The sequence below is a fragment of the Pseudomonas sp. PDM18 genome (genome assembly GCF_014852585.1).
GTDB lineage: Bacteria > Pseudomonadota > Gammaproteobacteria > Pseudomonadales > Pseudomonadaceae > Pseudomonas.
This window is the reverse complement of sequence record NZ_JACVBX010000006.1, coordinates 184578-206304: the sequence shown is the minus strand read 5'-3', so window position 1 is coordinate 206304 and position 21727 is coordinate 184578. Positions and strand designations below refer to the sequence as shown.

The following is a 21727-nucleotide window of genomic DNA, read 5'->3' as shown; positions in this document are numbered from 1 at the left end:
GCACGAGGTGGCGCACAGGGCGCGAATAATAGCGACTTCGACGCGTTCATCGTTGCCATAAATCATCCTTTGCAGGAACAGTCCGACGGAACGCTCGTTCCGCCACCGGCCGAACCGACGACCGGCGGCGTCGGAAAAGGCCTAAAGCCCAGAAGCATGCTCGTAAGAGTAGTCCAGGCGCAGCACGTTGTAGTCCAGCCGCATGCCGAAGGCGTGCATGAAGAAGGCTTCCAGTTGCAGCTCCAGCGAGCGCGAAGTCAGCGTCGCCAGGCGCGCGCCCTGGCGGCGCGTGCGGCGGTTCACCGCAGTGAACTCCTCGTGGACTATGCCTTGGGCGGCGGGGTCCGCGATCAGTCGATAGCAACTGTCCGGCAGGTCATCGCGCTGGGTCGCGCTAAGGCTCAGTTCGGGATGGCCGTCAGCGTTGGTGATCAATTCCACGCTACAGCGCAGGCCCCGGTCGCGGGCGAAGCGCGAGGCCTCTTCGAAGGCCGGCAGGGCCTTCTGCAGGACCTGGATCTCGAAGGCGAGGAGGAATTGCTCGTCGAATTCGACGTCCTGGGTATTCCGGGGTGCCTGGTTCAACATCGCCGGCATCTCCTGTGTCGATGAAACGAGAAAACTTTCGTAAGCGAGTCGGGATCGCCAAAGTTTCGTCATCGCGGCATTGCAGGACACAACGCACACAGTCGACCAGCAATGCCATTTGCCTGAACGAAAGGCCATCTCACTGAAGCGGCGAGACCCTGTCAACGAGCATTCCTGCATAACGGGATCCTTCCGCAATAGCCAAGTGTGCGCACGCTTGGTGCGCGGCCTGTTGTGGCCACGGGCGACAGGATCGACAGGGGGTGTAAAGTTTGCGTTACGGAATGTGGCCGCCCTCAGGCACTTCGGACGGGCGGCGATATCCGCTCAGAAGGCAAAGTCCTCCATCGCCAGAGCGGCGTCGCCCCCCTCGACGATGACCTGCGCCAGGCCCGGTGCGCGGGTGAGGAAATGCCCGGCATAGAACTGCGCGGTGCGCAGCTTGGCCCGGTAGAACGCGGCGTCGCCGCTGTTGTCGGCCAAGCGGTGGCGGGCCACCTGGGCGGAGCGCGCCAGCTGCCAGCCGCCGGTGACGATGCCGAACAGCTCCAGCAGCGGTACCGAGCCCAGTGCTACCTGGCGCACCTGATCGTCGAAGTGGTTCACCACGTAGTTCACCGCATCATCAAGGGCGTTGATCGCCGAGAACAGGCGATGACGAATCGCCGCCAGTTGCGGGTCGTCGTCCGGTAGCGCCAGTTGCGCTTCACGCAAGCGGGTGATGAGGGCGAAGGCGGCCGCGCCCTTGTCGCGGGCAATCTTGCGACCGATCAGATCGAGCGCCTGGATGGCCGTGGTGCCCTCATAGATCGGCGTGATCCGAGCGTCGCGCAGATGCTGGGCGGCACCGGTTTCCTCGATGAAGCCCATACCGCCATGGACCTGCACGCCAAGGGAGGCGATGTCCACCGCGCTCTCGGTGCACCAGCCCTTGATCACTGGGATCATCAGCTCGACGAAGGCTTGCCGCTCACGGCGCACGGTTTCGCTCGGGTGGCTGTGGGCCAGATCGGTCGCCAGTGCCACTTCGCAGGCCAGCGCGCGCATGGCTTCCACCCGTGAGCGCATCGACATGAGCAGACGACGCACATCCGGGTGGCGGATGATCGCGGCCTTTTCTCCCCCCGGTACGCCAATCTCCGAGCCCTGGATGCGCAGCCGGGCATAGGCCAGCGCGCGCTGATAGGCCCGTTCGGCCAAGCCGATCCCTTCGATGCCAACGGAGAAGCGCGCCGCATTCATCATGATGAACATGTACTCCAGGCCGCGATTCTCTTCGCCTACCAGCCAGCCTTGGGCGCCGCCCTGGTCGCCGAAGGCCAGCACGGCGGTCGGGCTGCCGTGGATGCCAAGCTTGTGCTCGATGGAGACGCAGCGCACGTCATTGCGCTCGCCCAGGCTGCCATCGGCGTTGAGCAGCACCTTGGGCACGACGAACAGCGAGATGCCTTTCACGCCGGCCGGCGCACCCGGCACGCGCGCCAGGACCAGGTGGACGATGTTGTCGGTAAGGTCGTGCTCGCCGTAGGTGATGAAGATCTTCTGCCCGAATACCCGGTAGCTGCCGTCCGCCTGCGACTCGGCGCGCGTGCGCACGGCGGCGAGGTCGGAGCCTGCCTGGGGCTCGGTGAGGTTCATGGTGCCGGTCCATTCGCCGCTCACCAGTTTGGGCAGCCAGGTCCGCTTCAGTTCCTCCGAGCCACGCAGCTCGATGGCCTCGATGGCCCCTCGGGTGAGCATCGGGCACAGGCCGAAGGCGACGTTGGCGGCGTTCCACATTTCCTCCACCAGCGCCGAAACCAGTCGGGGCGCGCCCTGGCCGCCGAAGTCGGGCGGGCAGGAGAGCGCATTCCAGCCCTTGTCGGCGAATCGTCCGTAGGCCTCGCGCCAGCCCTCGGCCGTGCGCACATCGCCGTCCTGCCAGCGCGCACCCTGGCGGTCGCCCACGCGGTTCAGCGGCGCCAGCACGCCCTGGGCGAAACGCGCGGCCTCGTTGAGGATGGCGTCCACCAACTCGGCATTCATCTCTTCCTGGCCGGGCAGCTGATTCAGCTTGTCGAGTTGCTGCAGTTCGCGCAGGACGAACTGCATGTCGCGCAGCGGGGCGATGTATTCACTCATGTCGGAACTCCTGTATGGCCAGCGGCGCGTCCTGGCCCAGATTGGTCGAAGACCCCATTAGAAGGGGGGACGAGCGGTGCTTCGCCCCTCTCTTCGAGTGGGTGCCGATCGGGCAGGGTCAGACAGTGGACCTGTTTTGGGCGCTGGAAGTTTTGAAGGGTAATTTTCGAGCGAGCGAGGAAGTTGGAGGTCGAGACGGAGATTGGGCGCTCGGGTGCGGCGCGCCGCTCTATATCGCTGGACTACGGGGCATTTAATTGCGGTTCAGTGTGCCTGTTGCGGTCGAGCGGGTCAGGTGGTGGGTGTGGAGGTCATTGCCCAAGTAATGAAGCTGGCGTTGGCCGCGGTGAACAGCAGGGCACCAAGAAATACGCTGTCGGCGATGCGGGTCATGATCTGGCCGCGGCGTGTGCGGTGGGCGCGCAGGCTCCAGTAGGCACAGAAAGCGGATACGACGTAGAGAAGCATATTCACCGCCACCAGGTCGTCGATGATCAAGTCATCATGACGCAGCGTCAGGATCACCCGGATGATGCCAATCACCGTCAGGCAAACGCCGACCATGGTGGCGGAGACGGAGAAGATGTGGACGCAGATATCGTCATCCAGGCTGGGAGGTTCATGTTCGCTCATTGGGCGCGCCCGCTTGTGGGAAATACCGAAAGCGTAGTTGCGATTCGATGAAGACTTGAGTGCCAGGCCTAACGCGCCTACTGTCAGCGGCTGCCCTCAGCCCGATATGAAAAGTCCATGATCGAATTCAATAACGTCACCGCCTACCAGCAGCAGACCCGCGTGCTGGATGGCTTTTCCCTGCACATTGGCGAAGGCGAGAAGGTCGCCATCCTCGGTCCCAACGGCGCCGGCAAGAGCACACTGCTCAAGCTGATCAGCCGCGAGCTTTACCCGGTGGATCGCCCGGACAGCTCGCTGAACCTGTTCGGCCTGCAGAACGTCACCCTGTGGGACCTGCGCAGCCGCATCGGCTTCGTCTCCCAGGACCTCCAGGAAGACTATACGCCGTTCACCCAGGCGCTGGATGTGGTGATCTCGGGCTTCTTCGGCGCCATCGGCAGCCACAGCCACCTGCAACCGACGCCAGAACAGGTCGAAAAGTCCCGCGAAATGCTCGCCGCCGTGGAGATGGGCGACTATGCCGAGCGCATGTTCCAGCGCCTGTCCACCGGCCAGAAGCGCCGCCTGCTGTTGGCCCGTGCGCTGATCCACGAGCCCCGGGCACTGATCCTCGATGAGCCGGCCAATGGCCTGGATATGGGCGCCAGCCTGCAGATGCTTACCCTGCTGCGGCGCTTCTGTGGCCCGGAGCACGCAATGATCATCACCACCCATCACCTGGACGAGATCATCCCGGAAATCGAACGCGTGGTGCTGATCGCCAACGGCAAGGTGGTGGCTGACGGGCCAAAGGCCGAGATTCTCACCAGCGAGCACCTGTCCGCGCTGTACCAGGCACCGTTGAAAGTGACTGAGCAGGATGGCTGGTATCGCTGCTGGCATGCCTGAGCAGCGCCAGGGCTTTCGCAACCCCGGCGCTGGTCAGGCTCCGCCACGGAAGCAGGAAAGGCCCCAGGCGGTGAGCTTGAACGGCAGGTGATAGTGCTGGTGCGCATCGCCAATGCCGAAGCGATAGATCAGCTCGTCGAGAAAGGGAGTTTCGGGCAGCGCAGTTCCGTTTGCCCGATAGAAGTCGGCGACCTGCAGGCGCACTTCGTAGACCCCGCTGCCAAACTGCTCGGCGAGCGCCTCCAGCCCCGGTAGCAGTCCTCGCCCATCGATGCTGCCGCGCAGGATGACGTCGCCATCCTGCCGCTTCACGCATAGCTCCAGCCCCTGCGCGACATGCCCCCTGGCGATGTCGACGACATGGATGGAGAGGCCGCCATTCATTCCCAGAACCCCACATGGGCCGTCGCGGCCTCGTCCTCCAGCAGTGGACCGTGCACGTCGATCACACGCTGACCACGGGCAAAGACTTCCCGGCAGGGCAGGGAGAAGGTCGGGTTCTCCGGATGTGCGCCAGTCAGGCCCAGCAGCGAGTGCTCGGAGAGCGCGTAGACCACCCGACCGATGCCGGTCCAGTAGATCGCCCCGGAACACATGCAGCAGGGCTCGGCGCTGGTGTAGAGCGTGCAGTCGGCCAGCTCTTCCGGGCTCAACTGACGTGCGGCAAGAGCCGCTGCCACCAGTTCGGCGTGCTGGGTCGGGTCACCTTCGGGCGGCATGGAGTTGTTGCCGGCGCTGGCGATCACCCGCCCCTGGGCATCGGCCACCAGTGCGGCAAAAGGATGGCGTCCGCGTTCACGGGATTCCTCGGAAAGGCGGATCGACTGGCGCAGCAGGTCGAGATCGAGTTCGGAAAGTCCGGCGGGGGTGAGTTTGTTGAAGTGTGTCATAGGGGTTCCGTGGGCAGTGAAGTAGTGCGTGCGCCCGCAGGCGCACGCCGGAATGGTCACTCGGTGACGCTGGCCTGGCCGGCGGGTTTGGCGGCAGGGCTCTTGTCGTTGTTGAGCAGCAGATTGAGCAGGATGGCGGTGATCGCGCCGAGGAAGATGCCGCTCTCCAGCACCAGCTTGAGCGGGCCGCTGGCGTGTTCGAAAAGGGCCGGGAAGGACATCGGCAGCACACCGACGCTGACCGAGACCGCGACGATGATGCCGTTGCGGGTGCCTTCGAAGCGCACGCGAGAGAGTTCCTGGATGCCGGCCACGGTGGTCATGCCGAACATCACGATGGCGCAGCCGCCCAGCACTGGCGTGGGGACTGCGGCGATCAGCGCGCCAAGTTTGGGGAACAGCCCCATCAGCACCATGATTGCGCCGGCGGCGGCGACCACGAAGCGACTTTTCACATTGGAAAGGGCGATCAGCCCTGTGTTCTGGGTGAACGCGTTGTAGGGGAAACTGTTGAAAATTCCGCCGAGCAGGGTTGACAGGCCGTCGGCGCGGAAGGCGTTGCCCAGGGTGCGCTGGTCGGTCGGCTTGCCCACCAGCTTGCCGATGGCCAAGCAGTTGCCGGTGGTCTCGGCCATGATCACCAGCATTGCCAGGACCATGATCAGGATCGGTGTGAGCGAGAACTGCGGGACACCGAAGGCCATTGGCGGGCTCAGCTCGAACCAGGCTGCTTCGCCCACCTGGCCGAAGTGGGTCATGCCGAAGGCGGCGGCGACCAGACTGCCGGCGATCAGCCCGATCAGCACGCTGAGGTTGCCGATGAACCCCGAGAAGCGTGCGTAGATCACCAGGGTAATCGCCACCGTGGTCATGCCCAGTAGCAGGTTGGCTGGTTTGCCGAAGTCCTCCGAGCCCGGATTGCCGCCGCCCAGCCAGATGGCGGCGGCAGGCATCAGCGAGATGCCGATGATGGTGATCAGGCTGCCGATGACCACCGGCGGAAAGAACCGCAGCATCCGGCTGAACACTGGCGCGATGGCGATGGTGATGGCACCGGCCGCTATCACCGCACCGAACACTTCCTGCAGGCCGAACTGCTTGCCGATCATGATCATCGGTGCCAGGGCGATGAAGGAGCAACCCTGGATCAACGGCAGGCGCGCGCCGAAGCGCCAGAAGCCGAGTGTCTGGATCAGCGTGGCGATGCCGGAGGTGAGCAGGTTGGCGTTGATCAGCGTGACGATCTGCGCCTGGGTCAGGCCCAGGGCGCTGCCGAGGATGAGCGGCACGGCGACGGCGCCAGCGTACATTACCAGGACGTGCTGCAGGCCGAAGGTGAAGAGCTGCCGCAGGGGCAGGATCTCGTCCACCGGGTGAACGCGGGTAAGGCTCATGTCTTGAATCTCCTGAAGGTGCGGCTCTTATTGTTATTACGGGCGCCCGGAGTGACACGCAGCACAGTGGTCGGGGGCAGCTGCTGCCGATGTCGCGGGAGATAGTCCTGCGAAATAAGCGATGGAACAAATGAATAACCATCGCTAGCATCGATGGATCGAGTCAGGAAAGGAATCACCATGCGCTTTTCGCTGGAGCAGTTACAGGTGTTCGTCATGGCGGTCCAGGCAGGGTCCTTCTCCGCAGCGGCGCGGCGCCTGGGACGGACACAGTCCACGGTCAGTGCGGCGATCGCCAACCTGGAGGCGGACCTGGGGGTGGATCTGTTCGACCGCTCCAGTCGGATCCCGGCACTCACCGCGGCGGGTCGCAAACTGCTGCTGCAGGCGGAAGCAGTACTGGAGCGCTGCTATGCCCTGGAGGGCAGTGCCGACAGCCTGGCAGAGCAGGTCGAGCCATCGCTGACCCTCGCTATCGAGGTGCCGTACGGTTCCCTGATCCCGGCGCTGCGCGAGTTCGACGCGGTGTTTCCCTTCGTTGACCTGCTGATCCGCCACCCCGTGCATGGCGACGTCAGCGAGCTGGTGCTCAAGGGGGAGGCCGACCTCGGTGTGGCGTTCTCCCAGCCGGAATACCCGCAGGAACTGGCTTTCCAGCAGCTTGGCAAGCTGATCATGGCTCACGTCTGTAATGCGCAGTTCGCGCTGGCGCAGCGCGAACAGGTCGGATTCGCAGACCTGCGCGCGCACCGTCGCCTGGCCTACGTTGCGCATGCCCACAAGCTTCCCAGCAGCGAATACCTTCGCGCCACCCAGGTCTGGCAGGCGGAGAGCTACCTGGCGCTGGTGGAAATGGTCCGGGCTGGGCTCGGCTGGGCAACGCTTCCCCGGCAACTGATCCAGCGTGAGCTGGCGGCGGGCGAGCTGGTGGAGTTGCAATTGGAGGCCTACCCGCACACCGATTGGCTGGTGGGCGTCGACCTGCTCTGGCAACGCCAGCGACGGCCAGGCAAGGCCGAGCGCTGGCTACGCGAATGCCTGCAGCGCAGCAAGGTGTTCGAATTGGATCGGCGAGGCGTGTCCACGACCTTGTGAAGGTAATCAGCCGACAGGGGCTTAGGTAGTGGTCGAAGTGCTCCAGTACAAACGTTGTTGGTGTATCGATCAATGCGCCACTGGACCTGCTGCCGCTGCGCATCTACGGCGCAATGTTGGTATAGGTCACCTAACGGCTCTCTTGCACGGCAGCATGGTCCAGGCGACGCCGCAAAGCAGAAGTGCGGCGACCAGTACATAGGGAGCGCGGCTGTCCACCTGGTGCAGCAGGGTGCCCAGCAACGGGCCGCTGATCATGCCTAGCCCATGCACGGCCACCAGGCTGCCGGCAGCGGCGCCTTGCTCGTCTGCCTCTACGGCATTGGCGTTGAGCGCCGAGACGGCGGGGAAGACCCAACCCATGCCGGCGGCAGCGACGAAGCAGGAGGCGTAGAGCATCCACGGTGCCACGGCGAAGCACACTGTGGCGAAGCCCAGCGCGGAGACGGTGCCACCAACGCTGATCAGGCGCAGCGGCGCCCAGTTCAGCTTGCGCACCAGCATCTGCGCACAGATCAGCGCCACGCCCACTGACGTGAGCGCGATGCCGGCCACGCGGGCGGCGTCAGCCGGAGGCAGTTGCAGCCGGTCGAGGGCGAAGAAGCCGACAGTCATCTGCGCCACGGTCACGCACACCATGGCGATGAAGCCGAGGGTCAGCGAGCGGCGCAGACGTTTGTCGCTGATCGCCAGGGCTGGGCCCTTGCGCTGGTGGGCGTGCTCGTGATGCGGCAGCCACTTCCACAGCACGGCCAACGCAAGCAGCGGCAGCAGGCAGGTGAGCAGCAGCGGCAGTGCCAGACCGAGCATGGCCAGCAGGCCCGCGAAGCTCGGCCCGACTACCATGCCCACGGCGCTGGCGGCCCCCAGCCCGGCCATGGCCGAGGCGCGCTTGTCCGCGCTCACATGGTCCGCGACCAGCGCCGCGGAGCAAGCCGGCACGGCGGCATAGAAACCTCCCGCCAACCCGCGCAGTGCAACGATGCCAATGAAGGCCGGCAGCGGTGACATGGAGGTGTTCAGTGCCAGTGCCATGAACGCGCAGAGCAGCGCGTAGGTCACTGCGAAGCCAGCCAAGCCGCTGAGCAGCACGCGACGGCGGCCGAGGCGGTCACTGGCGATACCCCAGACACGCGCCATGAGCATCCAGGCGATGCCGCCGACAGTGACCGTCATCCCCGCCTGCCAGGGTGCCAGGCCCAGGGTGCGCGCTACCGGACCAATCAGTGCGACGAAGGACATTACCGCCACCGTGCAGACGAAGGTCTCGAACATCAGTGGGCGCAGGTTGAGCGGGGGCGCCTGGGGCGGCATGGCAGTCATTTCAGCGTGGCTCCTTGGGATGGCGAGGCATTCTCCTCTACAAAGACGATCAGCAGCAGCGGAACACCAAGGGAAATCCGCGACTACATGTCGAAAGCTCCATCGCCCAGCAGAGCGGAGATCAACCCGAAGGTGCTCAGTTCCGCCAGCAGAGCGGGCCGAGCCCTGAGCCTTCTGACCGGCGCTCGGTGGAATGAAATTAATGGGAATGCGGGTTCTGACTGATTCGATCTGCGCGAATGAATTGCGTGGTCTCCGCGGTTTGAATTTGGCCTGCTCTGCTTTTTCTTGCGGCGAATTGTCCTTTGGGAGTTTGAATTTCTACTTGTTAGAAGCGATTTTCGATTCGGATTTGTAGGCTGTTTCCTAAATTTATTTATCCATTGTAGGTGGGGTTGAATTAAGAAAGGTTCATGGCAGTCTTGAGCTTCTTTCAGAAGGCAAGGGTGATTGTTCAGTATTTGAACGTCTGAATTTTTCAGAGTGAGCTTGAGGCGTTGCTTGAATATCTGGTCGATAGTTCGGGCGATTCAAGTAACTCGATTTTTCGATTCGTCGCGTGTGTCGGTCCGCACTTCCAGTGCTGACCGCGGTGCGTGCTTGCATTAACAAAGGGATTGTAAGGCAGGGTGATCATGGCGTCTGATAGTTTTCAGAATGAAGTTCCAAAGGCTCGCGTCAATATAAAGCTTGATTTGCATACTGGTGGCGCGCAAAAGAAGGTCGAATTGCCGCTAAAGTTGCTGATGCTGGGTGATTATAGTAACGGCCGGGAGCACCGGTCGCTGTCGGAGCGCAGCAAAGTCGATATCAACAAGAATAATTTCAATAGTGTACTGAGCGAGTTTCGCCCCAGCATGAAACTGGCGGTTCCCAATACACTGACCGGCGATGGTTCTGATACCAGCGTCGAACTCACTTTCCGCCACGTGAAGGACTTCGAGCCGGAGCAGGTAGCGCGTCAGTTGCCCGAACTTCGCGCTTTACTGGCCATGCGCAACCTGCTGCGTGACCTCAAGTCGAACCTTCTGGACAACGTCACTTTCCGTCGTGAGCTGGAGCGAATCCTAAAGGATGACGCCCTGAGCAATGAACTGCGCGCCGAACTGGCCGCGCTGGCTCCGTACGACGAAGCAAAACAATAAGGAGAGTGACATGTCCGTAGAAACCAGCACCGTATCCGCCGCCGGCAGCACCGTCCTGGCCCGTGATGGGCAGGGTGTCTATGCCACGCTGTTCGACAGGATCAACCTCAGCCCGGTGTCTTCCCTGACCGATATCGAGGTCTTCCAGAATACCGATGCGCTTTCCGATGTATCCGCCGACGAGCGCGTCACCGCAGCGGTCAGTGTCTTCCTCGATCTGCTCAAGCGCTCTTCGCAGAAAGTCGAACGCCTCGACAAGACCCTGCTGGATGAGCACATCGCCCAATTGGACGGGCAGATCAGCCGCCAGTTGGATGCAATCATGCATCACCCTGACTTCCAGCGTGTCGAGTCCACCTGGCGTGGTGTGAAGTCGCTGGTCGATCAGACCGATTTCCGTCGCAACGTGCGCATCGAGTTGCTGGACATCAGCAAGGACGACCTGGTGCAGGATTTCGAGGATGCTCCCGAAATCGCCCAGAGCGGTCTGTACGTCCACGCCTATACCCAGGAGTACGACACCCCCGGCGGCGAACCGATCGCGGCGGCAATCTCCAACTACGAGTTCGATCGGGGTCCGCAGGATATCGCGCTGCTGCGCAGCATTTCCAAAGTAGCGGCGGCGGCGCACATGCCGTTCATTGGCGCTGTCGGGCCGGCCTTCTTCGGCAAGGACACCATGGAGGAAGTGGCCGCGATCAAGGACATCGGCAACTACTTTGATCGCGCCGAGTACCTGAAGTGGAAGTCATTTCGCGATTCCGATGATGCCCGTTACATCGGACTGACCATGCCGCGAGTACTGGGGCGTCTGCCGTACGGGCCTGATACCGTGCCGGTGCGCAGCTTCAACTACATCGAAAGCGTGAAGGGGCCGGACCACGACAAATACCTCTGGACCAATGCCTCCTTCGCCTTCGCCGCCAATATGGTGAAGAGCTTCATCAACAACGGTTGGTGTGTGCAGATTCGCGGTCCGCAGGCGGGCGGGGCGGTTACCGACCTGCCAATTCACTTGTATGACCTTGGCACTGGCAACCAGGTGAAAATCCCGTCGGAAGTGATGATCCCGGAAACCCGCGAATTCGAGTTCGCCAACCTCGGCTTCATTCCGCTCTCGTACTACAAGAACCGCGACTACGCCTGCTTCTTCTCCGCCAATAGCGCACAGAAACCGGCGTTGTACGAGACCGCCGACGCAACCGCAAACAGCCGCATTAACGCGCGCCTGCCGTATATCTTCCTGCTCTCGCGCATCGCTCACTACCTGAAACTGATCCAGCGCGAAAACATCGGCACCACCAAGGACCGTCGCGTCCTGGAGTTAGAGCTGAACAACTGGATCCGTGGCCTGGTCACCGAGATGACCGATCCCAGCGACGACCTGCAGGCATCGCATCCGCTGCGCGATGCCAAAGTGACGGTAGAGGACATCGAAGACAACCCCGGCTTCTTCCGCGTGAAGCTCTATGCCATCCCGCATTTCCAGGTGGAAGGCATGGACGTCAACCTGTCCCTGGTGTCGCAAATGCCCAAGGCGAAAGCCTAAGCGTCGTTACGGAAGGCATTCATGAAGATCGACCGCCCCTTATGGGCCGCGGGGGCTTTGTTGTCCCCGCAGCAATTCCAGCAACAGGCACGCTGGGAGGCCTGGACCAACGAATGCGTGGCGCGCATGTCGTGGGTCCACCCCTGGGGGGTGCAGGCTGTAGTGTTCGACCATGACGCACTGCGGCTGGGCAAGCTCAAGGCTGCCCGGCTGCGGGTGCGGCTCCCGGACGGAGCCCTGATCGACAGCGACATGGCCGACCGCCTGCCGCCCGCGCTGGATCTTGACCGTCTCCCCGAGCAGGAAATGTCAGCCACCTTGCTGCTGGCGTTGCCACTGGAGCATGCCAATGGCGGTAATTGCCAGATCAGCGAGGGCAAGCCAGCCCAACCGATTCGCTATCGCCAGGACTGGCGGCGCGTGCAGGATCTCTACGGCGACGACTCAGAGTCCATGGCCGCGCTGGAGCACATCCTGTCGTTACGCCTGGGCAGCGACGAAAACGCCGATTACCTGACCTGCCCGGTGGCTCGGGTACAGCGCGACGGGCAAGGGGTCTGGACACTGGACCCGTCGTTCGTTCCGCCTCTGCTCAGTTTCGACGCGCATCCGCCTTTGCTGGAGCAACTGGACAACCTGATGACCCAGCTGGCCGCCAAGCGCAGCCGCCTGATGGGCATGCGCCGCGAGAGCAATCAGCGCATGGCCGACTTTGCCGTGGCGGATGTCTCGCTGTTCTGGCTGCTCAACGCATTGAACAGCTACCAGCCGGTTCTGGCAGATCTCCTTGCGCATCCGGGGCGGCATCCGGAACTGGTCTACCTGGAACTGATCAAGCTCGCGGGCAGCCTGCTGACCTTCTCGCTGGAGCATGACATCAGCGCCATTCCAGCCTACCGGCATGAGCAGCTGGAGGCGGTATTCCCGCCGCTCTTCCGGCTGATTTCCACGCTATTGGAAGCCAGCCTGCCGTCGCGGGTCATCGCACTCGACCTCGAGAGGCCCACCGCGAACCGCTGGCAAGTGGCATTGCACGACGGGCGTCTGCGTGAAGCCGACGGCGCGGACTTCTACCTGTCGGTGCGTTCCAGCGTGCCGACGGCGCAAATCCAGAGCCAGTTCCCCAGGCTGTGCAAAGTGGGGAGCCCGGATGAAGTCGATCACCTCGTCAACGTGGCGCTCGACGGCGTTCCGCTGCTACCGCTGAGCCACGTCCCCGCCGCCATACCGGTTCGCCTGGGCAACCAGTACTTCGCCCTCGACCTGAACCATCCGATGGGCCGCGCCATGTTGTCCTCGGGCACCTGCGCACTCTATGTCCCCGGCACGCTCGGGGACGTCCAGCTTGATCTGTTCGCGGTGCTGCGCTCATGACGAAGATGCTCGGGAAATCCAGCAGCGTTGATATCGATGCGCTCCTGCAGGACAGCTATCTGCTGGTCGTCGAACTGCAGCAGGGCGCTGCGGCGAAAGGCGGCGAAGCCTTGTGGAAGCACTGCGCAGCGCAGATCGAAAGCTGCCGCAACAGCCTCATCGAAGCCGGGATGAGCCAGCGCGCGATCAACCAGATCTGCTATGCGCAATGCGCGCTGCTCGACGAGATGGTGTTGCGCAAGGCCAGCGACGAGACGCGTTCGGTCTGGACTGCCAAGCCCCTGCAGGCACACTTCTTCAACCGCCACCAGGCCGGCGAGCAGCTCTACGAAGACATGCGTGAAGCCCTCGCTGAACCCGCCCCGGACCTGCGTGTTCTGACCTGCTACCAGCGTGTGCTGATGCTGGGCTTCCTGGGGCGCTACGCGCAGCAGGATCACGCCGAACGCGAGCGCCTCCTGAACGCGCTGAATGAGCAGGTGAAGCCCTTTGGTGCGGCTGGAAAGGTACCGCTATTGATCCGCGCGAGCGGAGGTGGCTGGCTTCGCTGGCTGGGCGAGCCCTGGATCCACCTGACGGTGGCGGTTGCCCTGCTGGTGGGCTTGTGGCTGGTACTGCAGCGCCTGCTGGTCGATACCGTCGCCACCTTGCTGCCCGGCCAGGTGTAAGGATGCCCATGCAGCTCAATTGGACGCGCGCCCTGTGGCCTTGGGCCGGGGGGCTGGGACTGGTCCTGATCCTGGCGATACTTCCTTTGTCTCCCTTGCAGCGCGGCATGTCGGCATCGCTGGTCATTCTGCTGGCAGCCCTCGGCTGGTTGTTCGCCGGTCGCATTGCTTCACGCCAGCGTCAGACGATGGTTCTGGCCCAGGGTTGTGCCTTGCCTTCCACTGAGTATCGCCAGCCAGTCGTCGTTGTCTGTGGCGATGGGTTGCTCGCCTTGTTCGGTGATGCACCGGCCGAGCAGCTGGTCGTGCGCGTGACGGAGCAGGGCTGCTATGTGCGGGTGCCGAGCCTCGAACGCCTGACATCAGTCGTCGACTATCTGTTGGCGAGTCGTCCGCACTGGGCAGGGCAGATCAGCGCCTTCTACATAGTCAATCCCGCTGAGCGACCGGATCAGGCCCGGCTGGCGGGGAGCATTCAGTCGTTCCGTCTTCAGGTCACTCGCGTTCGCCGCAGTGGCGTGGTGCTGCCGGTACTGCTGGGAAGCTATCTGCATGCAGCGCGCAGCGAGCGCTCGTGGTTCACCAGCGAGGTGGGCCACGAAGGGCTGGCGGTTCTCGATGGTTCAGCGAGCGTTCCGCTGGATCACTGGCAACTGAGCTGCACGGACATCCCTTCGCGCGCGCAGCGCATGCGCCTATGCGTCGAGGCCGAAAGCCTGGCGAGCTGGCTGGCGATTGCGGTACTGCCGCACTTGTCGTCCCGAGAGGCGAGGGCGGCGCTGTGTCCCCCTGTTGCTTGTACTATGGCGCTGGTTCCCGGCGCGTCGGTGATGCACCCCGGCAATCTCTGGTCGACCTGGCTGCAGGAGCGGACCGCACTGGAGCCTTTTACGGTCGTGGAAACCGGCAGCCAGGCAACCCTGCCATTTCCCGATCCCTTCCTGACATTACTGCCTCGCCAACCCGGGCTCACGCCCATCCGGCGGGCTCTGCTGCGTGCACTGTGGTTGTTCGTTCTCGCGGGGTTCGTCGCGCTGTGCAGTTCCGCGTGGCAGAACGTGCTGCTGCTCCGCCAGGTGGGCGATGACCTGCGCCGCTACCAGGCGATCCCCGAACCCTCCACGCCGGGCCAGCCCGAGCATGGCCTCAGGGAGCAGGCGATAGCTGTCCTTCGGAAGGACGCCGTCAGGTTGGATCGCTACTACCGCGAAGGCGAACCCCTGTCTCTCGGACTTGGCCTGTATACGGCGGAGCGGATTCGCCCGCCATTACTGGCCGCCATCGCTGCCTATCGCCCACCGATCGCCAGCGCCCAGCCCGCGATGAAGATTCCCGACCCCGTCCGGCTGGACAGCCTCTCGCTGTTCGGCAGCGGCAGTGCCGAGCTCAAACCGGGCTCGACCAAGGTGCTGGTCAACGCGTTGGTCGGCATCAAGGCGCAGCCGGGCTGGCTGATCGTCATCGCCGGGCACACCGACTCCACCGGCGACGACGCGCGCAATCTGGCTCTGTCACGGAATCGCGCAGGTGCGGTTCGCGACTGGATGCAGAAGATGGGCGATCTGCCCGACAGCTGTTTCGCAGTGCAAGGCCATGGCGCCTCGCAACCCATCGCCAGCAATGACACACCGGCGGGCCGAGCGGCCAACCGCCGGGTCGATATCCGTCTGGTGCCGGAAACGGGGGCCTGCGTGCTTCCCGTCAGGGCGCTGGAAGGACAACCCCAGTCGCCTCATTACCAGGCGACGCTTTCTACCCAATAGAAGGAACTTCCCATGGCAATTCCCGTTTACCTGTGGCTGAAAGACGACGGCGGCGCGGACATCAAGGGTTCGGTCAACGTCCAGAGCCGTGAAGGCAGTGTCGAAGTCGTGGCCCAGGATCACAGCCTGTACATCCCCACCGACAACAACACCGGCAAGCTGACTGGCACCCGCATCCACACGCCGTTCAAGTTCACCAAGGAAATCGATGCGTCCAGCCCGTACTTCTACAAGGCGGTGAGCTCCGGCCAGACCCTCAAGAGCGCTGAGTTCAAGTGGTATCGCATCGACGACGCCGGCCAGGAGGTCGAGTACTTCAACACCCTGCTGGAGAACGTCAAGGTCGTGAAAGTGGCGCCCAAGATGCACGACATCAAGGACCCCTCCAAGGAGAAGCACAACCACCTCGAAGAGGTGGAACTGCGCTACGAGAAAATCACCTGGACCTACAAGGACGGCAACATCATCCATGCCGACGCCTGGAACGAACGTCAGACCGCTTGACGCCGTTCGCCCGGCAGTCGGCATTGCTCGACTGCCGTGATCGGGTTGGCCGCCGGGTGTCCGGTGGCCAGCTACTTCCCCGAGATATCACGGGTGATTCGTCACCGCTGCCGATCGGCAGCTCCACCGCCACGAGCAAGGAACGCATCATGGGACAGCAGTCCACCCACCTGCTTCGCCGCCTCAACCCCTATTGCGCCCAGGCACTGAGCGTCGCCGCTACGCTCTGCCAGACGCGTGCCCACCCAGGCATCAGTGTCGAGCACTGGCTACTCAAGTTGCTGGAGCAGGGCGAGGGCGATCTGACGCTGATCGCGCGACGCTATGAGTGGGACCTGGACGGCATCTGGCAAGGTTTGCTGGACCATCTCGACAGCCTACCGCGGCAGGTGCGCGGCAAGCCGCAGCTGGCTGACAAGCTGCAGCAGTTGATCAAGAACGCGTGGCTGCGCGCCTCACTGAATGAGGACAACCAGAGCCTGCGTTCGATCCACTTGCTGGCAGCGTTGCTCGAAACGCCGGCATTGCTGGAATGCGAAGCGGCGTGGCCGCTGTTGAGCCTCAGCGAAGTGCAGCTGGAGCGCCTGTTGCCCTGGCTGGACGAGCAGTCGGAAGAGCGGCCGCAGCAACAGCGCGAGGCGGCCCTGGCCGAAATCCCGCGTACGGAACTGGCGGCGCCGAAAGACAAGCAGGACGCACTGCTCGCTATCCTCGACAAGTTCACCCAGGACGTCACCGCCAAGGCGCGGGAAGGACGTATCGACCCCGTCTACGGTCGGGACAATGAAATTCGCCAGGTGATCGATATCCTCGGTCGCCGGCGCAAGAACAACCCGATACTGGTGGGTGAGCCCGGTGTGGGCAAGACCGCGCTGGTCGAGGGCCTGGCCTTGCGTATCGCTGAAGGCAACGTGCCGGACAGCCTCAAACCGGTGAGCGTACGCACGCTCGACCTCGGCCTGCTGCAGGCCGGCGCTGGCGTGAAAGGCGAGTTCGAGCAGCGCCTGAAGAACGTCATCGACGCCGTCCAGCAATCGCCCACGCCGATCCTGCTGTTCATCGACGAGGCCCACACCCTGATCGGCGCCGGCAACCAGGCCGGCGGCGCCGATGCGGCCAACCTGCTCAAGCCGGCCCTGGCCCGTGGCGAGTTGCGTACCGTCGCCGCCAGCACCTGGTCCGAGTACAAGCAGTACTTCGAGCGTGACGCAGCCCTGGAGCGCCGCTTCCAGATGGTCAAGGTGGACGAGCCCGACGATGCCGGCGCCTGCCTGATGCTGCGCGGCCTGAAGTCCCGCTACGCCAGTTACCACGGCGTGCATATCCAGGATGAAGCGGTGCAGGCTGCCGTCACCCTGTCGCGGCGATTCCTCACCGGACGGCAACTGCCCGACAAGGCCGTCGACCTGCTCGATACCGCCAGCGCCCGCGTGCGCATGGGATTGGACTGCGAGCCCCAGGTTCTGGTGCAGGTCAAGGCTGAGCGTGCTGCCCTGGAGCTGGAGCGCCAGGCACTGCGGCAGGATGCGCAATTGGCCGGCACCTGCGCCGGCGAGCGCCTGGAAGCAATAGCGATCAGCGAAGCCGATCTCTCACAGCGCCAGAGTCGTCTCGAACGGCAGTACCGGCGCGAGTGCGAGCTGACCCGGCAACTGCTGCAGGCGCGCCAGGCCGAGTCGCCCAACCATGCCCATATCGAATCGCTCAAGGCTCAACTGGCCGACGCCCAACAGGACCATCCATTACTGACATTGGACGTTGAAGCCCGCAGCGTCGCCGAGGTCATCGCCGACTGGACCGGTGTCCCCCTAGGCAGCTTGCTCAAGGACGAACAGGCCGGGTTGCTCGACCTGGAAAACCGCCTGGGCGAGCGGGTGATAGGGCAGGACACCGCGCTGGCGGCACTGGCCCAGCGCCTGCGTGCCGCCAAGACCGGCCTGACCAGCGAGAACGCCCCACTGGGAGTTTTCCTGCTGGTGGGCACCAGTGGAGTGGGCAAGACCGAAACCGCGCTGGCACTCGCCGACTGCCTGTTCGCCGGCGAGAAATCGCTGATCACCCTCAACCTTTCCGAGTACCAGGAAGCCCACACCGTCAGCCAGCTCAAGGGCTCGCCTCCGGGGTACGTCGGTTACGGCCAGGGCGGCGTGCTCACCGAAGCCGTGCGCCAGCGTCCGTACAGCGTGGTACTGCTCGACGAAGTGGAGAAGGCCCACCGCGACGTACTCAACCTGTTCTACCAGGTCTTCGACCGCGGCTTCATGCGTGATGGGGAAGGGCGCGAGATCGACTTCCGCAACACCGTCATCCTGATGACCTCCAACCTCGGCAGTGACTGCCTGCAAACACTGGTCGACGAACAGCCCGACGCACCCGATAGCGTCTTGCAGGAGCTGTTGAGGCCAGCCCTGCGCGACCACTTCCAGCCAGCGCTGCTGGCACGCTTCCAGACACTGATCTACCGCCCGCTGGATGCCAGCGCGCTCAAGCGAATCGTCGCCATCAAGCTCGCCCAGGTCGCACGCCGACTGCAACGTCACTACGGCCTGAAATGCCGTGCCGAGGCAGAGCTGGAAGACGCCTTGGTGGCTGCATGCCTGCTGCCCGACAGCGGCGCGCGCAACATCGACAGCCTGCTCAACCAGCAGATCCTTCCCGTCCTCAGCCAGCAACTGCTGCAGCGTCAGGCCGCACACCAGGCCAGCCGCTGGGTGAGCCTTGGCTACAGCGAAGAAGAGGGCGCCGTTCTGACATTCGGCGACAGCAATGGGACTCACCAGGAGGAGTTGAACCATGCTTAATGAATTGCGGACGTTCTTCGATCATTCTCGGCACAGCCTCGGAGTCCAGGGCGTTGCTGCACCACTCGATGTGCTGGCGTTCAGCGGCAGCGAAGGGCTGAGCCAGACCTTCGCCTACCGCATCGAATTCACCAGCACCGATCTCGACCTCGACGCCGACACCTTCCTGCTCAAGGACGCCAGCTTTAGCTTGCGCGCGCCGCCCGAGCAATTGGGTATTCCCGGCTATACGCCGCCGATTGCCGCACCGCTGCGTACCTTGCATGGCAGCATCACCTCGTTCAAACGGCTCTCCGGGTCGCGTGACGAAGCCCACTACGAGGTGACGCTGGAGCCACGCCTGAAACTGCTGGACCGTGCCCGCCAGTACCGCCTTTACCAGAACCAGAGCGTGCCGGAGATCGTCGAGCAGGTGCTACGCCGCAACGACTTCGAAGGGCAGGACTTCCTCTTCGACCTGACCCGCGAATACCCGCAGCGCGAACAGACGATACAGTATGGCGAGGACGACCTGGCGTTCATCCAGCGCCTCACCTCCGAGGTTGGCATCTGGTACCGCTTCAGCATGGATGCACGGCTGAAAATCGATGTATGCGAATTCTCGGACGACCAGCGGCATTACCTCCCCGCGCCGCCGCTGCCCTTACGCCCGCTGTCATCGTTGGAGTCCGCCGGGCAGGATGCCGTCTGGAACCTCCAGGTCAGCCATGCAGTCGTGCAGCAGCAGGTCAGCAACCGCGCCTACTACTATCGCGATGCTGGCGCGCAACTGGACGCCAGCATCGATCAGCTCAACTCGCCGAAAACCACCTATGGCGAGGCTTACCACTATGGCGAGCCGCATCAGACGCTCGGCGATGCCTATGCCCAGGACGAAGACCTGGAAAGCGAGAGCGGCTACTTCTACGCGCGCCTTGCTCACGAGCGCTATCTCAACCAGCGCATCCGCCTGACCGGCGTCACCAGTACCCCGGCCATCACCCCCGGCCAGGTACTGAAGCTCGACGGCGCGCCCAAAGCCTTCGCCTCCGGCGCAGTTATCGTGCGCCTGCACAGCAGCGCCGCCCGCGACCGCAGCTTTGAGGCGCAGTTCGAAACCATCCCCTACGCCGAGCACATCTGCTTCCGTCCGGACGTACCGGCCAAACCGGTGATCGCCGGCACCATCCCGGCCCGCGTCACCAGCCCGGAACCGAACGACCTGTACGGCCACATCGACATGGAAGGCCGCTACAAGTGCCACTTCCTGTTCGACCGTGATACCTGGCCCGCCGGGCGCGAAAGTCTTTGGTTACGCCTGGCGCGCCCCTACAGTGGCGACACCTACGGGCTCCACTTCCCATTGATCCAGGGTACCGAAGTGCGCATCGCCTTCGAAAACGGCGACCCCGACCGGCCCTATATCGCCCACGCGATCCACGACAGCCAGCACCCCGACCACGTCACGCTGAAGAACTACAAGCGCAACGTCTTGCGCACGCCCGACAATAACAAGCTGCGCATGGACGACTCGCGCGGCAAGGAACACATCAAGCTCAGCACCGAGTACAGCGGCAAGAGCCAGCTCAACCTCGGGCATCTGGTGGATGCGAACCGTGAGCAGCGCGGTGAAGGCTTCGAGCTGCGTACCGACGGCTGGGGTTCGGTGCGGGCAGGGAAGGGCGTGTTCATCAGCGCCGACGTCCAGCCCAGCGCGCAAGGTCAGGTGCTGGCCATGCAGGAAGCCATCGCCCGCCTGGAGCAAGCCGGCGAGGAGATGCGCAGCCTCTCGACCGATGCCGAAACCGCCAAGGCCGATCCGGCCCAGGTGCAGACCCAGATCGACCTGCTGCGCAAGGACCTCGACCAGCTGAAATCCTCCGTCCTGCTCCTCAGCGCTCCCAGGGGCATTGCCATGACGAGCGGCACGCACCTGCAACTGGCAGCCCAGCGCAACCTGATGCTCAACGCCGGTAACCAGGCGGACGTTAGCGTGGTCAAGCGCCTCTTCATCGGCGCTGGCGAAGGGGTGAGCCTGTTCGTGCGCAAGCTCGGCATGAAGCTGATCGCCAACCAGGGCCCCGTGCAGGTGCAGGCCCAGAACGACCGCATGGAACTGATCGCCCGGCAGGCGCTGGATCTCACCAGCACCGAGGACGAAATCCGCATCACGGCGAAGAAGAAAATCGTGCTGAACGCCGGGGGTACCTACATCACCCTGGATCCGAGCGGCATCGAATCCGGCACCCAGGGTGATTACAAGGTCAAGTCGCCGCACTACGAGTACCTGAAGACAGCGGCATCGCTGCCGCTGCAGACGCCCACGATGCCCAAACTCACCGAGAGCCAACCGCACCGGTTGAGCGACCGCACGCTATCGATCTAGCTGGCAAGGAACATCCACCGAACGCATTCAGTTCGGAATGGGCAGGCGAGGTGACTTCGTCACCGAATGGCGCCTAAAGAATATGCGTGAAAGGTCTAAAAGTTTGCTTGGGTTGATTAGAAAACTATATCGGTGGTGGCCTTATGTTAAGTCGAATCGCATTTTTTGTTTTATTGGCTTTTTTATCTGAGTCTGGTTTTGCTTCATCTGTTTCTGCAAAGGAACCAGCAGGGCTCCAGGCGCTGACATTTAACGAGGCTCTTACTGCTTATCATGCTTCTGGTGAGGTAGAAGCGTTCCAGTGTGTGCACATTCCTGTCGGGAAAAATAATATGGGTCTCAAGTATGAAAATCCGATTGCTGTAGAGTTTGATGAGAAAATTTATGTGAAAATTAATGGGGCTTTGTTGGGTTTGGATCGGGTTGGTTCTACCGATAAGCATTCTAGTTATTCAAGTAAGACCACAAAGGCAGATGTTTACATCAGAAAGTCAAAAAATCCGAGCGAGTACGGAGAGTCGGCCGACCGTTTGATGACGCTGAAAGTAGTTAGCGCTGGGCGGACTTTTTTGCTCAACACCTTCGGCGCCGCCTGTGGGATATGACGAAAGCTTGATATGGCA

At 63.0% G+C, this 21727-nt stretch carries 18 protein-coding genes; 11 read left to right on the top strand and 7 right to left on the bottom strand.

Translation table 11 applies throughout. The annotated features are described in order from the left end of the window. Window positions 1–141: 141 nt before the first annotated feature. From IB274_RS14690 to IB274_RS14680, 3 genes are all read right to left on the bottom strand, one after another. Window positions 142–588 (bottom strand): hypothetical protein, encoded by a 447-nt coding sequence (locus tag IB274_RS14690; RefSeq protein ID WP_192432666.1) that lies wholly within the window; start codon window positions 586–588, stop codon window positions 142–144. Between the two features lie 327 nt (window positions 589–915). Further along, entirely contained in the window at window positions 916–2709 is a 1794-nt protein-coding gene (locus tag IB274_RS14685) for an acyl-CoA dehydrogenase (RefSeq protein ID WP_192432665.1), read from the bottom strand. Between the two features lie 291 nt (window positions 2710–3000). Beyond that, on the bottom strand, window positions 3001–3342 hold the full coding sequence (locus tag IB274_RS14680) for a hypothetical protein (RefSeq protein ID WP_192432664.1): 342 nt from the start codon (window positions 3340–3342) through the stop codon (window positions 3001–3003). Between the two features lie 117 nt (window positions 3343–3459). Between IB274_RS14680 and IB274_RS14675 the strand changes: the two genes are divergently transcribed. Next, a complete protein-coding gene (locus tag IB274_RS14675) occupies window positions 3460–4233 on the top strand; it encodes an ABC transporter ATP-binding protein (protein WP_192432663.1) in 774 nt (257 codons plus the stop codon). A gap of 33 nt (window positions 4234–4266) precedes the next feature. On the opposite strand, the gene IB274_RS14670 is transcribed toward IB274_RS14675, so the two are convergent. Genes IB274_RS14670 through IB274_RS14660 form a run of 3 tightly spaced genes read right to left on the bottom strand, consistent with a single transcriptional unit; the run spans window position 4267 to window position 6517 of the window. Next, window positions 4267–4617: a hydroxyisourate hydrolase gene (locus IB274_RS14670; RefSeq protein WP_192432662.1), complete on the bottom strand. Its 351-nt coding sequence runs from the start codon at window positions 4615–4617 to the stop codon at window positions 4267–4269. Next, window positions 4614–5123 (bottom strand): nucleoside deaminase, encoded by a 510-nt coding sequence (locus IB274_RS14665; protein WP_192432661.1) that lies wholly within the window; start codon window positions 5121–5123, stop codon window positions 4614–4616. Before IB274_RS14665 ends, IB274_RS14670 begins: the two co-directional genes overlap by 4 nt. A gap of 56 nt (window positions 5124–5179) precedes the next feature. After that, a complete protein-coding gene (locus IB274_RS14660) occupies window positions 5180–6517 on the bottom strand; it encodes a nucleobase:cation symporter-2 family protein (protein WP_192432660.1) in 1338 nt (445 codons plus the stop codon). Between the two features lie 180 nt (window positions 6518–6697). Here IB274_RS14660 and IB274_RS14655 point away from each other — a divergent pair, with 180 nt between their 5' ends. Beyond that, complete coding sequence (locus IB274_RS14655; RefSeq protein ID WP_192432659.1) at window positions 6698–7612, top strand: LysR family transcriptional regulator; 915 nt, start codon at window positions 6698–6700, stop codon at window positions 7610–7612. A gap of 126 nt (window positions 7613–7738) precedes the next feature. Here IB274_RS14655 and IB274_RS14650 read toward each other — a convergent pair whose 3' ends face one another. Then, on the bottom strand, window positions 7739–8935 hold the full coding sequence (locus tag IB274_RS14650; RefSeq protein WP_192432658.1) for an MFS transporter: 1197 nt from the start codon (window positions 8933–8935) through the stop codon (window positions 7739–7741). Between the two features lie 635 nt (window positions 8936–9570). On the opposite strand from IB274_RS14650, the gene tssB reads away from it, so the two are divergent. From tssB to IB274_RS14605, 9 genes are all read left to right on the top strand, one after another. Further along, window positions 9571–10080 (top strand): type VI secretion system contractile sheath small subunit, encoded by a 510-nt coding sequence (gene tssB / locus IB274_RS14645; RefSeq protein ID WP_192432657.1) that lies wholly within the window; start codon window positions 9571–9573, stop codon window positions 10078–10080. 10 nt (window positions 10081–10090) lie between these two features. Continuing rightward, entirely contained in the window at window positions 10091–11629 is a 1539-nt protein-coding gene (gene tssC, locus IB274_RS14640; protein WP_192432656.1) for a type VI secretion system contractile sheath large subunit, read from the top strand. Between the two features lie 21 nt (window positions 11630–11650). Continuing rightward, window positions 11651–13003 carry a type VI secretion system baseplate subunit TssK gene (gene tssK / locus IB274_RS14635; protein ID WP_192432655.1) on the top strand — a complete coding sequence of 451 codons (1353 nt, stop codon included), beginning with the start codon at window positions 11651–11653 and terminating at the stop codon, window positions 13001–13003. Further along, window positions 13000–13671: a type VI secretion system protein TssL, short form gene (tssL, locus tag IB274_RS14630; protein WP_192432654.1), complete on the top strand. Its 672-nt coding sequence runs from the start codon at window positions 13000–13002 to the stop codon at window positions 13669–13671. The genes tssK and tssL overlap by 4 nt, the downstream gene beginning before the upstream one ends. Before the next feature lie 8 nt (window positions 13672–13679). Next, window positions 13680–15434 (top strand): OmpA family protein, encoded by a 1755-nt coding sequence (locus IB274_RS14625; RefSeq protein WP_192432653.1) that lies wholly within the window; start codon window positions 13680–13682, stop codon window positions 15432–15434. Window positions 15435–15446: 12 nt separating this feature from the next. Next, complete coding sequence (locus IB274_RS14620; RefSeq protein ID WP_017519252.1) at window positions 15447–15938, top strand: Hcp family type VI secretion system effector; 492 nt, start codon at window positions 15447–15449, stop codon at window positions 15936–15938. Between the two features lie 149 nt (window positions 15939–16087). Beyond that, window positions 16088–18739: a type VI secretion system ATPase TssH gene (gene tssH / locus IB274_RS14615; protein WP_192432652.1), complete on the top strand. Its 2652-nt coding sequence runs from the start codon at window positions 16088–16090 to the stop codon at window positions 18737–18739. After that, on the top strand, window positions 18732–21104 hold the full coding sequence (locus tag IB274_RS14610) for a type VI secretion system Vgr family protein (protein WP_192432651.1): 2373 nt from the start codon (window positions 18732–18734) through the stop codon (window positions 21102–21104). The genes tssH and IB274_RS14610 overlap by 8 nt, the downstream gene beginning before the upstream one ends. A gap of 143 nt (window positions 21105–21247) precedes the next feature. After that, window positions 21248–21709 (top strand): hypothetical protein, encoded by a 462-nt coding sequence (locus IB274_RS14605; RefSeq protein WP_192432650.1) that lies wholly within the window; start codon window positions 21248–21250, stop codon window positions 21707–21709. The last annotated feature ends 18 nt before the right edge of the window (window positions 21710–21727 follow it).

What these genes read in the sequence shown, in the direction of transcription:
- IB274_RS14690 (WP_192432666.1), bottom strand. Translation starts at nt 588, where the DNA reads ATGTTGAACCAGGCACCCCGGAATACCCAGGACGTCGAATTCGACGAG.
- IB274_RS14605 (WP_192432650.1), top strand. Translation starts at nt 21,248, where the DNA reads ATGTTAAGTCGAATCGCATTTTTTGTTTTATTGGCTTTTTTATCTGAG.
- IB274_RS14620 (WP_017519252.1), top strand. Translation starts at nt 15,447, where the DNA reads ATGGCAATTCCCGTTTACCTGTGGCTGAAAGACGACGGCGGCGCGGAC.
- tssK (WP_192432655.1), top strand. Translation starts at nt 11,651, where the DNA reads ATGAAGATCGACCGCCCCTTATGGGCCGCGGGGGCTTTGTTGTCCCCG.
- IB274_RS14685 (WP_192432665.1), bottom strand. Translation starts at nt 2,709, where the DNA reads ATGAGTGAATACATCGCCCCGCTGCGCGACATGCAGTTCGTCCTGCGC.
- tssB (WP_192432657.1), top strand. Translation starts at nt 9,571, where the DNA reads ATGGCGTCTGATAGTTTTCAGAATGAAGTTCCAAAGGCTCGCGTCAAT.
- tssH (WP_192432652.1), top strand. Translation starts at nt 16,088, where the DNA reads ATGGGACAGCAGTCCACCCACCTGCTTCGCCGCCTCAACCCCTATTGC.
- IB274_RS14655 (WP_192432659.1), top strand. Translation starts at nt 6,698, where the DNA reads ATGCGCTTTTCGCTGGAGCAGTTACAGGTGTTCGTCATGGCGGTCCAG.
- IB274_RS14660 (WP_192432660.1), bottom strand. Translation starts at nt 6,517, where the DNA reads ATGAGCCTTACCCGCGTTCACCCGGTGGACGAGATCCTGCCCCTGCGG.
- tssL (WP_192432654.1), top strand. Translation starts at nt 13,000, where the DNA reads ATGACGAAGATGCTCGGGAAATCCAGCAGCGTTGATATCGATGCGCTC.
- IB274_RS14625 (WP_192432653.1), top strand. Translation starts at nt 13,680, where the DNA reads ATGCAGCTCAATTGGACGCGCGCCCTGTGGCCTTGGGCCGGGGGGCTG.
- IB274_RS14675 (WP_192432663.1), top strand. Translation starts at nt 3,460, where the DNA reads ATGATCGAATTCAATAACGTCACCGCCTACCAGCAGCAGACCCGCGTG.
- tssC (WP_192432656.1), top strand. Translation starts at nt 10,091, where the DNA reads ATGTCCGTAGAAACCAGCACCGTATCCGCCGCCGGCAGCACCGTCCTG.
- IB274_RS14665 (WP_192432661.1), bottom strand. Translation starts at nt 5,123, where the DNA reads ATGACACACTTCAACAAACTCACCCCCGCCGGACTTTCCGAACTCGAT.
- IB274_RS14680 (WP_192432664.1), bottom strand. Translation starts at nt 3,342, where the DNA reads ATGAGCGAACATGAACCTCCCAGCCTGGATGACGATATCTGCGTCCAC.
- IB274_RS14610 (WP_192432651.1), top strand. Translation starts at nt 18,732, where the DNA reads ATGCTTAATGAATTGCGGACGTTCTTCGATCATTCTCGGCACAGCCTC.
- IB274_RS14670 (WP_192432662.1), bottom strand. Translation starts at nt 4,617, where the DNA reads ATGAATGGCGGCCTCTCCATCCATGTCGTCGACATCGCCAGGGGGCAT.
- IB274_RS14650 (WP_192432658.1), bottom strand. Translation starts at nt 8,935, where the DNA reads ATGACTGCCATGCCGCCCCAGGCGCCCCCGCTCAACCTGCGCCCACTG.